General features: G+C 53.4%; 12 protein-coding genes and 1 pseudogene. 9 read left to right on the top strand and 4 right to left on the bottom strand.

Going from position 1 to position 15139, the window contains the following annotated elements; genetic code table 11:
• Window positions 1–44: 44 nt before the first annotated feature.
• The 3 genes from JQ822_RS06615 to JQ822_RS06625 all read left to right on the top strand — a co-directional run bounded on the left by JQ822_RS06615 (window position 45) and on the right by JQ822_RS06625 (window position 2708).
• Window positions 45–1079: an NADP-dependent oxidoreductase gene (locus JQ822_RS06615; RefSeq protein ID WP_213132774.1), complete on the top strand. Its 1035-nt coding sequence runs from the start codon at window positions 45–47 to the stop codon at window positions 1077–1079.
• 209 nt (window positions 1080–1288) lie between these two features.
• Entirely contained in the window at window positions 1289–2350 is a 1062-nt protein-coding gene (yncE, locus tag JQ822_RS06620; protein WP_213132775.1) for a 7-bladed beta-propeller protein YncE, read from the top strand.
• Window positions 2351–2486: 136 nt separating this feature from the next.
• The gene (locus tag JQ822_RS06625) at window positions 2487–2708 is read left to right on the top strand and encodes a YgdI/YgdR family lipoprotein (RefSeq protein ID WP_135321865.1); all 222 of its coding nucleotides are present in this window, start codon (window positions 2487–2489) and stop codon (window positions 2706–2708) included.
• Between the two features lie 43 nt (window positions 2709–2751).
• On the opposite strand, the gene ansP is transcribed toward JQ822_RS06625, so the two are convergent.
• Together ansP and JQ822_RS06635 are read right to left on the bottom strand one after the other, a co-directional pair.
• Window positions 2752–4194, bottom strand: coding sequence for an L-asparagine permease (ansP, locus tag JQ822_RS06630; protein WP_213132776.1), 1443 nt, complete (start codon window positions 4192–4194; stop codon window positions 2752–2754).
• Window positions 4195–4363: 169 nt separating this feature from the next.
• Window positions 4364–5905, bottom strand: coding sequence for a methyl-accepting chemotaxis protein (locus JQ822_RS06635; protein ID WP_213132777.1), 1542 nt, complete (start codon window positions 5903–5905; stop codon window positions 4364–4366).
• A 508-nt stretch (window positions 5906–6413) separates the two neighbouring features.
• Here JQ822_RS06635 and JQ822_RS06640 point away from each other — a divergent pair.
• The 6 genes and pseudogenes from JQ822_RS06640 (at window position 6414) to JQ822_RS06670 (ending at window position 13028) form a co-directional block, all read left to right on the top strand.
• Window positions 6414–7412: an MsnO8 family LLM class oxidoreductase gene (locus JQ822_RS06640; protein ID WP_213132778.1), complete on the top strand. Its 999-nt coding sequence runs from the start codon at window positions 6414–6416 to the stop codon at window positions 7410–7412.
• A complete protein-coding gene (locus tag JQ822_RS06645) occupies window positions 7412–8533 on the top strand; it encodes an amidohydrolase (protein WP_213132779.1) in 1122 nt (373 codons plus the stop codon). Before JQ822_RS06640 ends, JQ822_RS06645 begins: the two co-directional genes overlap by 1 nt.
• A 25-nt stretch (window positions 8534–8558) precedes the next feature.
• Window positions 8559–10816: pseudogene (locus tag JQ822_RS24335) on the top strand (NtaA/DmoA family FMN-dependent monooxygenase).
• 9 nt (window positions 10817–10825) lie between these two features.
• A complete protein-coding gene (locus JQ822_RS06660) occupies window positions 10826–11335 on the top strand; it encodes a GNAT family N-acetyltransferase (RefSeq protein WP_213132782.1) in 510 nt (169 codons plus the stop codon).
• A gap of 9 nt (window positions 11336–11344) precedes the next feature.
• Window positions 11345–12271, top strand: coding sequence for an amino acid ABC transporter permease (locus tag JQ822_RS06665; protein WP_213132783.1), 927 nt, complete (start codon window positions 11345–11347; stop codon window positions 12269–12271).
• Window positions 12255–13028 (top strand): amino acid ABC transporter ATP-binding protein, encoded by a 774-nt coding sequence (locus JQ822_RS06670; RefSeq protein WP_213132784.1) that lies wholly within the window; start codon window positions 12255–12257, stop codon window positions 13026–13028. The genes JQ822_RS06665 and JQ822_RS06670 overlap by 17 nt, the downstream gene beginning before the upstream one ends.
• A 36-nt stretch (window positions 13029–13064) precedes the next feature.
• On the opposite strand, the gene JQ822_RS06675 is transcribed toward JQ822_RS06670, so the two are convergent.
• Both JQ822_RS06675 and JQ822_RS06680 read right to left on the bottom strand, forming a co-directional pair.
• On the bottom strand, window positions 13065–14054 hold the full coding sequence (locus tag JQ822_RS06675) for a zinc-dependent alcohol dehydrogenase family protein (RefSeq protein ID WP_213132785.1): 990 nt from the start codon (window positions 14052–14054) through the stop codon (window positions 13065–13067).
• 89 nt (window positions 14055–14143) lie between these two features.
• A complete protein-coding gene (locus JQ822_RS06680) occupies window positions 14144–15073 on the bottom strand; it encodes a LysR family transcriptional regulator (protein ID WP_213132786.1) in 930 nt (309 codons plus the stop codon).
• Window positions 15074–15139 lie beyond the last annotated feature (66 nt).

Raw genomic sequence — 15139 nt, forward strand, 5'->3', positions numbered from 1 at the left:
GTCTACTATTGATGGATTCATGCCAAAAGCAGAGGAGAACATCAATGGGTCAACAACTGCAACGTAATCGTCGCTGGGTCCTGGCTTCACGTCCCCATGGCGCACCGGTACTCAGTAATTTCCGCCTGGAGGACGAAGCGGTCGCCACGCCAGGCGAAGGACAACTGTTACTGCGCAACGTTTATCTGTCTCTCGATCCCTACATGCGCGGTCGCATGAGCGATGAGCCCTCGTACTCCCCACCGGTTGAGATCGGCGCGGTGATGGTCGGCGGTACCGTCAGTCGCGTGGTGATATCGAATCATCCTGACTATAACGTGGGTGAATGGGTGCTGAGCTACAGCGGCTGGCAGGACTTTGCCCTCTCTGATGGCAGCGGGCTGGTAAAATTAGGCGCTAACCCGGAACATCCGTCATGGGCGTTGGGTTTGCTGGGTATGCCGGGCTTTACCGCGTATATGGGCCTGCTGGATATCGGTCAACCTAAAGCCGGAGAAACGCTGGTGGTGGCGGCCGCTACCGGACCGGTAGGCGCAACCGTCGGGCAAATAGGTAAACTTAAAGGATGCCGGGTAGTCGGTGTGGCCGGTGGAGCGGAAAAATGTCGTCATGCGACAGAGGTTCTCGGCTTTGACATTTGCCTCGATCACCATGCCACCGATTTTGCGCAACAGTTGGCGCAGGCGTGTGCGCAGGGTATCGACATCTATTATGAAAATGTCGGGGGAAAAGTCTTCGACGCCGTTCTGCCGTTACTCAACACCTCCGCGCGAATTCCTGTTTGTGGCCTGGTCAGCGGGTATAACGCCACGGCGTTACCGGCTGGGCCCGATCGTTTACCGTTGCTGATGGCAACGATACTGAAAAAGCGTATCCGGATGCAGGGCTTTATCATTGGTCAGGATTACGGGCATCGTATTCATGAGTTCCAGCAGGAAATGGGACGCTGGGTCAAAGAAGGTAAGATCCAGTACCGTGAGCAAATTACGGATGGTCTGGAAAACGCACCGGAAGCCTTTATCGGCCTGCTGACCGGGAAAAACTTCGGCAAGGTTGTGATTCGGCTTGCTGAGGATTGATCGTTAAAACCCTGCGTGCCGCTCTGTTTGTGAGCGGCACGTTAAGCATTCATGGAGAAAATAAGAAGGTTGTTGCCAGAAAGCGAATAAACGCTCCACTTTGAGATAAATAATGATTACTATTCTCATTCTTAAAAAGGCAAAACCATGATTTTGCTTATTGAAGCTATGTGAAGCAGTAACAAACGAATTTATCAAAGGGAGTCGTCATGTCTTTACGTCATCTGTTTTCGCCGCGTCTGCGTGGTTCTTTACTGTTAGGTTCACTGCTCGTTGCATCATCATTCAATACGCAGGCGGCGGAAGAACTGCTGCGCAAAGCCGTGGGCAAAGGTGCCTACGAAATGGCGTACAGCCAACAGGAAAACGCGCTGTGGCTTGCTACCTCCCAGAGCCGTAAGCTGGATAAGGGCGGGGTGGTTTACCGTCTCGACCCAGTCACGCTGGAAGTGACTCAGGCTATTCATAACGATCTGAAACCGTTTGGCGCTACCATCAACAACGCGACGCAGACGCTGTGGTTTGGTAATACCGTCAACAGTGCGGTGACAGCAATGGATGCCAAAACCGGCGACGTAAAAGGCCGTCTGGTACTGGACGCGCGTAAACGTTCTGAAGATGTCCGTCCGCTGCAGCCTCGCCAACTGGTTGCCGACGACGCCACCAACACGGTTTACATCAGTGGGATCGGCAAAGAGAGCGTGATCTGGGTCGTTGACGGTGAAACCATCAAACTGAAAACCACCATTGCGAACACCGGTAAAATGAGCACCGGTCTGGCTGTCGACAGCAAGGCTAAACGCCTGTACACCACCAATGCTGACGGTGAATTTATTACCATCGATACCGCAGACAATAAAATTCTCAGCCGTAAAAAGCTGCTGGATGATGGCAAAGAGCATTTCTTTATCAACCTGAGCCTGGACACCGCGGGTAACCGCGCGTTTATCACCGATTCAAAAGCGGCAGAAGTGCTGGTTATCGATACCCGTGATGGCAAGGTACTGGCGAAAGTGGCCGCGCCGGAATCGCTGGCCGTGTTGTTCAACCCGGCGCGCAATGAAGCCTATGTGACGCACCGTCAGGCCGGTAAAGTCAGCGTGATTGACGCGAAAAGCTACAAAGTCGTCAAAACGTTCGACACCCCAACTTTCCCGAACAGCCTGGCGCTCTCCGCTGATGGCAAGACTCTGTATGTCAGCGTGAAACAAAAATCCTCACGTGAGCAGGAAGCCACGCAGCCGGACGATGTGATTCGCATCGCGCTGTAATTGCCCGGAGGGGGAAACCCCTCCTGTCATTTATCCATACCCCACGATACGCCTCGTTACACCCCGCCAGTAGCCTGACCAACGTCATGGACTTACACTACGCCCTCAACGGCTAACTGAATAACACGGGAATACCATGAAAAAGCCATTTATCTGTCTTTGTGCAGGCGTAATGCTGTTTACGTTGGCAGGATGCACGACCGATTACGTCATGACTACGAAGAGCGGACAAACCATCACCACCCAGGGTAAGCCAAAACTGGATAAAGAGACGGGGATGACCAGCTATACCGACCAGGATGGCAATGCGCGGGAAATTAACAGCAATGATGTGGCGCAGTTAATCGAAGCCAACTAAAAAAGAAGGCCTGACGGGGAGACGTTGTCAGGCCTGAATGCGATTACGGCGCGGTGCGCTGGATTTCCGCCACGCGTTTACGCACGCCATACCATCCGGCGACTAACAGAATGGCAATCAACGGTAAAGACGCGATGGTGTAGGTACCGTTCGGATAGTCAAAGGCCATCAGCACCAGGACACTCAGCAGGAACAACAGCGTTAACCACGATGTAAACGGCGCACCCGGCAGCTTGAAGCTGACGTCTGCCGCTTTGCCTTCCTTAATGGCCCGACGCAGACGCATCTGGCACACCACGATGAATCCCCACGACGCAATAATGCCCAGCGAGGCGAAGTTCAGCACGATCTCAAACACCTGCGATGGCACCAGATAGTTGAGAAAAACCCCCACCACATAGACCACCAGAGTGGCGAGGATCCCGGCCCAGGGCACCTGTTGGCGGCTCATTTTAGCCATAAACTTCGGCGCAGAACCGCCCATCGACATCGAACGCAAAATACGTCCGGTGCAGTACAATCCCGAGTTCAGGCTGGAAAGGGCGGCGGTCAACACCACAATGTTCATGATACTGCCGATATACGGCACGCCGAGTTTCGAGAAGAAGGTAACAAACGGGCTTTGCCCCGCCTGATAGGCGTTCCATGGCAGCAGCAACACCAGCAGCACAACGGAGCCGACGTAGAACAGACCAATGCGCCAAATGACGCTGTTGATCGCTTTAGGCACCATGGTTTGCGGATCTTTGCATTCCCCGGCGGCCGTTCCTACCAGTTCAATGGAGGCAAAAGCAAAGACCACGCCCTGCACCAATACCAGCGCGGGTAACAGGCCGTGCGGGAAGAAACCGCCATTGTCGGTGATCAGATGAAAGCCGGTGGTGTTCCCGTCCAGCGGTTTTCCTGTGCCTAAAAAGACTGTACCGACCACCAGAAAAATCACAATCGCCAGCACTTTTACCAGAGCAAACCAGAACTCCATCTCCGCGAACCATTTCACGCCGATCATGTTCATGGTTCCGACAATCGCCAGTGCACCGAGGGCAAACACCCATTGCGGGACGTCGCCAAACGCGCCCCAGTAGTGCATATACAACGCTACGGCGGTGATATCAACAATGCCGGTCATCGCCCAGTTGATGAAGTACATCCAGCCTGCCACGTAGGCCGCTTTCTCACCCAGGAACTCGCGTGCATAAGAGACAAAACTGCCGCTGGAAGGGCGGTGCAATACCAGTTCCCCGAGCGCACGAAGAATAAAGAATGAAAAAATACCGCACACCAGATAAACCAGCGCCAGAGCAGGACCGGCCATCTGCAAGCGTGCACCTGCGCCTAAAAACAACCCGGTACCAATTGCGCCGCCAATGGCGATCATCTGCACCTGACGGTTGCCCATCGCTTTGTGATACCCCTCTTCGTGAGCATTCAGCCAGCGTCGTTTCGCCGCATGTTGCTCTGCGGCTTGCGTGTTGTGTGTGTTCATTACGTTTCCTGTTGACCTGACAAAAATACAAAATCCTTTTTGCCGCACCTATTGCGGCGAAAACAGCGTTACCCTTCATTGTGTTACAGGGGAAAACCGCCGGCCGAGCATCCTACATTCAATTAATCAGTGACGCAAAGCCTGGCCCGTAAGAAGAGGGTGATTTGTATTATGCCGAAACGCCAAAGACCTGAACGGCCTGCTGCAGTCGTGAGGAACGCTGGGTTAAATCGGCGGTGGCGTCAGTGACGCGTTCCACCATATCGGCGTTATTGTGGGTCATGGTGCCTACACGTGAAATCGAATCATTGATCAGATCCAGCGCCTGAGTTTGCTCCCGAGTGGCGAGACTTATCTCTTTGATCATCATCGACATTTGCAACACGTTACCAATCATACCTGTGAGGTGCGTTTCCGTCTGCTCCACCATTTTCACGCCGGAATTGACGTTCGCGACGTTCTTTTCAATAAGCTGCTTGATCTCTTTAGCCGCTGATGCAGAGTGTTGCGCCAGATTTCGCACTTCTGCCGCCACGACGGCAAAACCGCGCCCGGACTCTCCGGCACGCGCCGCCTCGACGGCAGCATTCAGTGCCAGAATATTGGTCTGAAAGGCAATACTGTCGATAACACCGATAATGTCGACGATCTGACTGTTATCCCGTGAGATAGCCTGCATCATGGCGATAGTTTGTTTCATGATATCGCCGCCTTCTGCCGCATTGACGCTGGTCTTATCGGCCATCGACATCGTCTGCGCGGCGGTATCTGCGGTTTGCTGCACCGCGCTGCCGATTTCCTCGATGGCGGCAGCCGTTTGTTGCAGATCGGCGGAGGTCTCTTCGGAACGCGTATGCAGCGCAACGCCTTCCTTTGATACCCGCTGGCTGATCGCACGGATCCCCGCGATTTGGGTACTGACGTCATCCACCAGTGAATTTAGATTCAGCCCGGATTGATTAACCAGTCGCATCAGCATCCCAATTTCATCCACGCGATGTAAATGACAGTTATCGGGTTTACGACCGGAGACGACTTTTTTCATTTGATTGAGCAGCGTATTAACTGGCTGACAAATTTGGCACTTAAGGTAAATGGCGAATAATAAAAACAGCGCCAGTAAACCACCTGCCTGAATAAATGAATTTACTGGTGCGAATGTTAACAATACGGAGAGTAGGGCCATTACTCCCAGCGCATAATTGACGCGCTGACTAACGCTCAACCATGTAAACATGGAAGTCCATGCCATTACGCCGCGGCGAATAACGATACCTTTAAACAGTCGGAAACCTTTAAATTTCTGGCTATTTATTTTTTCGTACAGTTGTTCACTCTGGGCTATTTCTTCCCGTGATGGCACGGTGCGCACCGAAATATAGCCGGTTAATTTCTCATGGTGCCAGACGGGCGTGACGTTGGCGCGCACCCAGTAATGATCACCATTTTGTCGGCGATTTTTCACCATCCCCGTCCAACTGTCGCCCTGTTGTAGGGTGTGCCACATGTCGGCGAAAGCGGCAGAGGGCATATCTGGATGGCGAATAATATTATGCGCTTCGCCCATAAGCTGAGATTCATTAAAACCGCTGGCGTCGATAAAAGCGGAGTTTGCATAGGTGATATGACTTTCTTTATCCGTCGTCGACAGCAACGTCGCTTTAGCGTTAAGCGTGTGCTCAATTTGTGTAACGGGCGTGTTACTTTTCATAAAGGCCCCATGATGGTATGTATAAGTCATACAAAAAATCCCCGGAATAAAACCAGGGAATATTAAAAAGCTGTTTTAAACCGTTTTAATAAGAACCGCTGCATTCTCTACTAATCATCAGTTCGGCGAAAGTATTTAAAATAAAATTTTTACTGTGTATTGTTAGTGAATAGTCATAAATATGAAACAATAAATACAACCGCATAACCTGAGAAGTCGTTTCAACTGACTTAAATTAAATTCAGCGTAAATGTCGTGCGCAAAAATAAAACTAACTCAAAATGATATTGTGGGGTTTTTAGCATAAACAAAAAGCCTATTATATTTTGTAGGGTATGAATACAAGACATTTTTTCTGATTGGTGTGACGGCCATTGTGAGGTCTTAGCCACACGAGAACCAGGGTCGGTTAGCTGTTTTTTAGCTGAGCAAATGTGAATTAAATGCTTCTGTATGGTTATTTGATAACTTAATAATAATGACATGTTAATAAATGTGGGCCTGTAACATGTCATATCGTCTGAGTATTCTCGACAAAAGCCCCGTAGGGGAAGCTGAAACTGCGGCCATTGCGCTTGCCCGCACGCTGCACCTGGCACAGCTGGCGGAAGCGTGGGGATATCACCGTTTCTGGATAGCTGAACACCACAATACGGTCCAGCTCGCCAGCCCATCTCCGGAGCTGGTGATCGCCTGGATCCTCGGTCAAACGCAGCGTATTCGCGTTGGGTCTGGTGGCGTTATGCTGCAACATTACAGTCCGTACAAAGTGGCGGAAAACTTTAATCTTCTGGCTTCACTGGCCCCCGGCCGCGTTGATCTTGGCGTTGGAAAAGCGCCGGGCGGCTTACCGCTGTCAACGCAGGCGCTCCAGCAGGGGATTCACCAGAAGGAAAAGGGGTGCTTTGCCGGGCAACTTTCTCAGCTCAACGGCTGGCTGGCGTTGACCGGGACAGAAACCGGGCAAACGGTATTCCCGACGCCTATCCCGCCTACGCCGCCACAACGATTCGTGCTGGGAGCCAGCGTGGAAAGCGCACAGCTGGCGGCAGAGTCTGACTGGAACTTTATCTTTGCCGCGCACCTCAACGGTGCCCCGACTCTGCTGCGCGATGTGCTGACATACTGGCAAGCCAACAGTTCGCGCCCGACGATTGTCGCCGTGCAGGTCATTGTGTCACACAGTGCAGAGATCGCCGCTCAGCTGGCGGAGAACGTGCAAATCTGGGGCGTTGAGCTGGAGGACGGTCAACGCGTGACGGTCGCCAGCGAAGAGCAGGCGCTGGCGTTCGCCGCACAGGCGGGCAGCGCACCGCGAAAAATTGCCCGTCGTGCGCAGACGTTGTTGCACGGTACTGCCCTGGAGGTGGCGGCAAAACTCCATGCCCTGCACGCGGAATACGGCATTGATGAGTTCATCATCGATACCCCGGTGGCGGAAGGTCATGCGCGTCTGGCATCGCTACGTTTGTTGGCACAAGCCCATAGCGCCGTGGAGGTGGTCTGATGTCACTGGCCTCGACGCTTATCGGCTGGCGCCGTGAACTGCACCAGTACCCGGAACTGTCGCTGCAGGAGGTGGCTACCACGGCGCGTATTCACGACTGGTTGTGCGCTGCTGACGTCAACATTCTGCCGTTTGAATTGAATACCGGTCTGGTTGCGGAAATCGGTCAGGGGGACGATGTCATCGCCCTGCGGGCAGATATCGACGCCTTGCCGATAGAAGAGAATGCTAATGTTGCGTTTCGCTCCGTGATACCGGGAGTGATGCACGCCTGCGGACACGACGTTCACACCAGCGTTATGCTTGGTGCGGCGCTGCTGTTGAAACAGCAGGAAACCGAATTACCGGGGCGGGTACGCATTTTGTTTCAGCCCGCAGAAGAAAACTTTGGCGGCGCGAAAACGTTAATCCGCGCCGGGGCGCTACAAAACGTGGCGGCAATTTTCGGCATGCACAACGAGCCGGGGTTGCCGGTGGGTGAGTTTGCCACGCGGGGCGGCGCATTTTATGCCAACGTTGATCGCTTCGTGCTGCGCATCCACGGCAAAGGCGCACATGCCGCGCGACCGCACGAAGGCAAAGATGCCATTCTGCTTGCCAGTCAGTTGGTGACGGTGTTGCAAGGCGTGGCCAGCCGGGAGGTTAACACGCTGGACTCGGTGGTGCTGAGCGTCACCCGTATTCAGGGCGGCAACACGTGGAACGTGCTGCCAGAATCCGTTGAACTGGAAGGGACGCTCAGGACGCATCAAACAACCGTTCAGCAGCAGGTCAAAAAGCGGGTCAGCGATATTGCTGCCGGTTTTGCTCACGCCTTTGGCGCACAAATTGACGTTACCTGGTATGCCGGTCCCACGGCGCTGGTGAATGATTCACGCTGGGCAGAGATTGCCACCGAGGTGGCAAAAAAGTCCGGTTACACCACACACTATGCCGACCTGCATATGGGCGGAGAAGACTTTGCTGTCTATTTGCAAAATACGCCCGGCGCATTTGTCAGTATTGGTAGCGCCAGTGAATACGGATTACATCATCCGGGATTTAATCCGGACGAACGTTTAATTGAACCCGCCGCGCATTACTTTGCACATTTAGCAAAAACGGCATTCGCACACCTTTAAGTTTACCTGTTGGGTAGGGGTTATTATGGCTAAAAATCGGCAACTACGGCTCGGCACTATTTTGCATGGCGCATCGGGAAATATGTCCGCATGGCGTCATCCGGCAGCGATTGCCGACGCCAGTATTAATTTTGAATTTGTCAAAGATACCGCGTTAATTGCCGAAGCAGGCAAGCTTGATTTTATTTTTGTTGCCGATGGTTTGTATATCAACGAGAAATCCATTCCGCATTTTTTAAATCGTTTTGAACCGCTCACGGTACTATCAGCACTGGCGAGCATAACCAAAAATCTGGGACTGGTGGGCACGGTATCGACGTCATACAGCGAACCGTTTACTACCGCACGGCAATTCGCCAGCCTGGATCATCTCAGCCAGGGGCGCGCCGGGTGGAACGTGGTGACATCGCCGCTGGAAGGCTCGGCAAAGAACTATTCGCGGGCGCAGCACCCGGAACATGCTCAGCGTTACCGCATTGCCGATGAGTATTTACAGGTGGTGAAAGGTCTGTGGGATTCCTGGGAAGACGATGCGTTTACCCGTAATAAAGCGAGTGGTGAATTCTTTAATCCGCAGAAACTGCACACGCTCAATCATCATGGCGATTATTTTCAGGTCGCCGGCCCTTTAAATATTGGCCGTACGCCGCAGGGACGACCGATTATATTTCAGGCTGGGGCGTCTGAGGATGGTAAAAAATTAGCGGCGCAGCATGCTGACGCTATTTTTACTCATCAGGAGTCGCTGGCAGAGGCTAAAATTTTTTATCAGGATGTAAAAAATCAACTCGAAACCGCCGGGCGACATGCCGATCAACTGCATATATTCCAGGGCGTCAGCGTCATTGTTGGCGACAGCGAACAGGACGTTGAACAGCAATATCAAGCTACCGCCGCGCTGGTCTCCATAACCGACGCCCTGAACTACCTTGGTCGCTATTTTGAACATCATGATTTTGCACAGTATCCACTGGATGCGCCGTTCCCGGATATTGGCGACCTCGGACAAAACAGTTTTCGCAGTACCACCGATGAGATCAAACGCAATGCGCGCGAGCGGGGATTAACGCTACGTCAGGTGGCGCTGGAGGCTGCCAGCCCGCGTCCGCGCTTTAGCGGCACGCCGGAGCAGGTAGCCGACGGTCTGCAACAGTGGTTCGACGAGAGAGCTGCAGACGGTTTTATCATTCAGGGCGGAACGCCGGACACCTTCCCGCGCTTTGTTGAACAGGTTATTCCGCTGCTTCAGGCACGCGGTCTGTTCCGTCTTGAATACCCCGGCACAACCCTGCGCGCAAGCCTGGGTTTAGCGACACCTGCAAACCAATTCGCACAATAAGAGAGAACGCTATGCAGAAAAAATCATTACTCCTGGCGCTGTCACTGGCATTTAGCGCTACCGTCTGGGCAAATGACGTCACCATCAACGGCACGGGCGTGAGCCTGGAGGCCAATAAAACGCCGATCAACACGGCGAAAAATCCACAGGCGATCGCACAGTTGCCCGCCAACCTGCATTTGGCCGTACCGGGCAAATTCACCGTGGCGATTGCCGGGCTGAGCCAGCCGCCGCTGACCGTCTTTGCGGACGACAATAAAACGCTGATCGGCAGTGAGGCGGATATCGCTCGTCTGGTGGCAGACAGCCTGGGGCTGGAACTCAACGTCGTGCCCACGTCATGGGAAGACTGGCCGCTGGGCGTGGCTTCCGGCAAATATGATGCTGCGATCAGCAATATTACCGTCACCAAAGCGCGTAAAGAAAAGTTCGACTTCGCGACTTATCGTAAGGATTCACTCGGTTTTTACGTCAAAACCGGCAGCAAGTTGACCAAAATTGAACAGGCAAAAGATATCGCCGGACTGCGCATTATTGTCGGTTCCGGGACGAATCAGGAAGCCATTCTGCTGGCGTGGAACGAAGAGAATCTGAAGAAAGGATTGCCCGCGTTTACGCCAGTTTATACCAAAGATGATGCCGCCCAGACGCTGGCGCTGCAGTCAGGTCGCGCCGACGCGTATTTTGGCCCTAACGTTATCGGTGCCTGGAAAGCGGCGTTGAACGGTAAAACACAACTGGTGGGTAGCGTCGATGGCGGCTGGCCAAAAGCGGCGCATATCGCCGTGACGCTGAAAAAAGACAGCGGTCTGGTGCAGCCGGTACAAACCGCGCTTAACGGCGTGATTGGCAACGGCGACTATGACAAGGTCCTGAACCGCTGGGGCGAAGGCGTGGAGCGCATTCCACAATCTGAAATCAATCCGGCCGGTTTAGGCGACTAAGGGGGCTATGTGAGCGATCAATTCCGCGTGGTCTCACCTGAAGCCAGCGAGCTGCGGCCAATCCTTAACGGACTGTTTGGCGAATATTCCGCGCGCTACGGTGATTATTTTTCCCGTGATGCTGAAATTGAGCTGACGGAATGGTACCTGGCGCCGCAGGGGATCTTTGTGGTGCTGGAGCGCGACGGCAAGATTATCGCCACCGGGGCCTACAAACCTTATGACCAGGACACGGCTGAGATTAAACGTATCTGGACCCAAAGCACCCTGCGTAAGCAGGGACTGGCAGCACGCGTGGTACAGGAACTGGAACGACGGGCGCTACTGGCAGGCTACAGCCGTATCTACCTGACCACCGGTTTTCGTCAGCCGGAGGCGGTTCAGCTGTACTTAAGTCAAGGCTACGACCCGCAATTTGATATTGCTCGGGATCCCGAAGAGTACAGCCAACCACCATTCGACGGACGGCTGCGCTTTACCAAACTGTTGACTGTCGCAGGTCAGGCAAAAATTGCCTGAGGAGAAAAAATGAAAACGACGGAAACCATCAAAGTCGTCCCGGCACGCTATCCGCTGCGTACGGCAGGTGCGATCGTTGCGCTGTTTGTACTGGCGACGCTCGTTCAGTCGGTGGCGTTTAACCCGCGCTGGGAGTGGGGCGTGTTTGCCCGCTGGTTCTTTGACCCGGTGATTGTGTCCGGTCTGGGGCAAACGTTGCTGTTGACTCTCATCGGCACGCTGTTGAGTATCGTGTTCGGTGGCCTGCTGGCGCTGGCCCGGCTCTCATCGTCCTGGTTGTTGAATAGCCTGGCGTGGGGATATATCTGGCTGTTTCGCTCGCTGCCGCTGATCGTAGTGCTGATTATTTTGTACAACTTCTCGTATCTGTACGACACGCTGGCGATTGGCATTCCGTTCACCGGCGTTCAGTGGGGTAACTTTGCGACCATCAATGTACTGGGTCAGTTCTCCACTGCGGTGGTGGGCCTGACGCTGGTGCAAAGCGCCTATACTGCTGAAATTATTCGCGGGGGATTTCTGGGGGTTGATCACGGTCAGTATGAGGCCGCGGCCGCACTGGGTTTACCGGCCTGGCGACGTACTCTGCGCATTATTCTGCCACAGGCATTGCGCACCATATTGCCTGCCGGATTCAATGAAATTATCAGTCTGGCGAAAGGTACGGCGATGGTTTACGTGCTGGCGATGCCGGAGCTGTTTTACACCATCCAGATGATCTACAACCGCACGCAGGAGGTGATCCCACTGCTGATGGTGGGGGCAGTGTGGTATCTGGTGATCACCAGCGTCCTGTCGTTTATTCAGCACCTGGTTGAACGTGCGCTGGCCCGCAGCGAACGGCGTTCAGCCATCAATACCGCCCGGGTGAGTCGTGCGGAAAAGCGCCGCCGTCAAATTTCGCCGCAGGAGACCGTCCATGTCCCACTCGCCTGAAGGCCACATTTCCATTACCGGCGTCAGCAAGTACTTCGGTCGCCATAAAGCACTGGATGACGTGTCGCTGGAGATCCCTCCAGGTACGGTGACGGTGATTCTCGGACCATCGGGTTCGGGGAAATCAACGTTACTGCGGGCCATAAACCATCTTGAGCGCGTTGACGAAGGCTTTATTCAGATCGATGGCGACTATATTGGCTATCGTCGTCAGGGAGATAAGCTGTATGAACTGAAAGAAGCGGAAATCCTGCGCCAGCGCGTCAACGTGGGATATGTGTTTCAGAACTTTAATCTCTTTCCGCACTTAACCGTGCTGGAGAACTTGATTGAAGCGCCGATAGCCCACGGGCTGGCATCACGTAAAGGCGCTACCGAGCGGGCATTATCCTTGCTGGACGCGGTAGGTTTGCGCCATAAAGCCGATGCCTGGTCGCGTCACTTGTCCGGCGGGCAGCAGCAGCGCATTGCCATCGCTCGTGCGCTGGCGTTGAATCCACGCGTGATGTTGTTTGATGAACCGACTTCCGCATTGGATCCTGAACTGGTGGGTGAAGTGTTGGATGTCATAAAAGCGCTGGCAAAGTCCGGCACGACGTTGGTGGTGGTGACGCACGAGATTGGTTTTGCCCGGGAAGTGGCGGATCAGGTGGTGTTTATGGTCGATGGCAAAATCGTTGAACAAGGCAGCAGCGAGCAGGTGCTGAATCATCCTCGCCATCTACGTACCCAGCAGTTTTTATCGAAAGTGCTGTAATGATAATGTGCGGCACAAGGCTGTGCCGCACAGGGATTACAGGGTGACGACGATTTTACCCACCTGTCCGTTGGACTCCATATACTGGTGGGCCTTAACGATATCGTCAAAAGCGAAGGTTTTATCAATCAGCGGCTTGAGCTGACCTGATTGCAGACCTTCAATGATGAACCGTTTTGCCCGCGACAGCTTTTCTGCATCCATAGTGATTTCAAAGATCTCATAGCCACGGAAGGTGAGATGGCGACCGAGGATCTCAAAAATCGGGATCGACAGATCGCGGGTATCGAGTGAACCATACTGGAAAAAGAGTCCACCAGCAGGCATCACCTGGGCAATTTTCGTCACGCCCGGCCCACCGACCGGGTCAAAGACTACGCGTGTTCCTGCGCCGTCAGTGATACGGTTGATTTCAGCCACCAGATCCTGCTCCTGGCTGGCGATCACCTCTGCTGCGCCCAATTTCAGTAGCAGATCGCGTTTTTCACTGGTGCGCGTCATGGCAATGGGTTTTGCCCCCAGCATATTGGATATTTGTATTGCTGCGAGACCGACGCTGCTGGAAGCGGCGTTGATCAACACGTTATCACCTGGCTTAATATCACCGTATTCCACCAGCGCGCCGAATGCGGTCGTATACATCATCCAGCTCGCCGCAGCTTCTTCGAAGTTAAGATTCTCAGGATGCTTTACGACGGCGTGAACCGGGGCATTCACGACTTCACCGTACATACCATATTCGTGAAAGCTGAATGCCGGAATAACGCTAACGTTATCGCCGGGCGCAAACTCACGCACGTTATCTCCCACGGATTCAACAACGCCGGAAGCCTCATAGCCCAGACGAGCCGGGAATTTGGGTTGATAAATATACTGGCCGGTACGGTACATAATTTCCGCACGGTTGATGCCGATTGCGCGTACGCGTATCTGAACCTCATCCGCACGAGGAGCCGGAACCTGCATATCCTGAATCGTCAGGACGTCAGCGCCACCTGGTTGATTAAAAACCACGACCTTAGACATAGCAAACCTCTGTAAATTGTTCTGTATGGGGTCTGCACAATTTAACGGCTCAGGTGAGGGTGAAAAACCGCCGTTGCGGAATTTCACTGTTATTCAGATTGTAATAATCCCTGAAGCCGCGGTTTTTGCTGGGTAAAAAGCTCGCACAGCCAGTCTATAAACACCCGAACGCGGGGTGCGAGATGACGCCTGTCCGGGTAGAGCACGGAAACGGGTTTTGATTCCCCGGCATAATCGGCCAGTACCTCAACGAGCTGTCCAGACTGGATCCAGGGGGCCAGGACGGCATGTACGCCATGAATGATGCCGAGTCCAGATAAACAGCCGGTTAGCAGGATGTCGGAGTTATCAACGCTTATTCGCCCGGCTGGCGTGAGCGACACGGTTTTCCCCTCATGGACGAAGGACCACTCCAGCGCTTCACGATGACGTTCGCTAAAAAAGTTAAGTGCCTGATGCCGGATTAAATCTTCTGGCGTCTGCGGTACTCCTTGTCTTGCCAGATAATCCGGGGACGCGCAGGTGACCATTTTTACCTCGCCAAGCCGCCGTGAAACCAGAGAAGAGTCTTGTAACTCGCCAATGCGAATCATGCAGTCGATGCCTTCGGCAAGCAGATCGATCCTGCGGTCGGTGGAGGTGAGGACAATCTCGATATCCGGATACCGCGACTGGAAATCTTTCAGGGCCGGGACTAATACGGAATGTGCCAGCGACAAAGGGGCGTTAACTCTGAGTTTTCCGCGTGGAGGGCGGGTGGGTGAGAAAGAGGCCATGATGTCATCAACATCACTGAGCAATATTTTTGTGCGCTGATAAAACGCGTCGCCTTCATCAGTCAGACTCACTTTGCGGGTCGTGCGGTTTAGCAGCTTAGCCCCCAGATCGTCTTCAAGATGTTGGATGGCTTTAGTCACCGCAGGACGATGCAGGTGTAACACCTCTGCGGCTCTGGCAAATCCACCTTGCTCAACAACCTGCACAAAAATGCGCATGTATTCAAACATACTGGAACGCATCTCTTACACTCTCCCGGTATCCGTTCAGACAGTAATTGTATCTGACTATTGTTATTATAAAATTAA

The organism is Citrobacter sp. FP75 (assembly GCF_018342065.1).
Classification (GTDB): domain Bacteria; phylum Pseudomonadota; class Gammaproteobacteria; order Enterobacterales; family Enterobacteriaceae; genus Citrobacter.

What these genes read in the sequence shown, in the direction of transcription:
- yncE (WP_213132775.1), top strand. Translation starts at nt 1,289, where the DNA reads ATGTCTTTACGTCATCTGTTTTCGCCGCGTCTGCGTGGTTCTTTACTG.
- JQ822_RS06645 (WP_213132779.1), top strand. Translation starts at nt 7,412, where the DNA reads ATGTCACTGGCCTCGACGCTTATCGGCTGGCGCCGTGAACTGCACCAG.
- JQ822_RS06680 (WP_213132786.1), bottom strand. Translation starts at nt 15,073, where the DNA reads ATGCGTTCCAGTATGTTTGAATACATGCGCATTTTTGTGCAGGTTGTT.
- JQ822_RS06665 (WP_213132783.1), top strand. Translation starts at nt 11,345, where the DNA reads ATGAAAACGACGGAAACCATCAAAGTCGTCCCGGCACGCTATCCGCTG.
- ansP (WP_213132776.1), bottom strand. Translation starts at nt 4,194, where the DNA reads ATGAACACACACAACACGCAAGCCGCAGAGCAACATGCGGCGAAACGA.
- JQ822_RS06675 (WP_213132785.1), bottom strand. Translation starts at nt 14,054, where the DNA reads ATGTCTAAGGTCGTGGTTTTTAATCAACCAGGTGGCGCTGACGTCCTG.
- JQ822_RS06615 (WP_213132774.1), top strand. Translation starts at nt 45, where the DNA reads ATGGGTCAACAACTGCAACGTAATCGTCGCTGGGTCCTGGCTTCACGT.
- JQ822_RS06625 (WP_135321865.1), top strand. Translation starts at nt 2,487, where the DNA reads ATGAAAAAGCCATTTATCTGTCTTTGTGCAGGCGTAATGCTGTTTACG.
- JQ822_RS06635 (WP_213132777.1), bottom strand. Translation starts at nt 5,905, where the DNA reads ATGAAAAGTAACACGCCCGTTACACAAATTGAGCACACGCTTAACGCT.
- JQ822_RS06670 (WP_213132784.1), top strand. Translation starts at nt 12,255, where the DNA reads ATGTCCCACTCGCCTGAAGGCCACATTTCCATTACCGGCGTCAGCAAG.
- JQ822_RS06640 (WP_213132778.1), top strand. Translation starts at nt 6,414, where the DNA reads ATGTCATATCGTCTGAGTATTCTCGACAAAAGCCCCGTAGGGGAAGCT.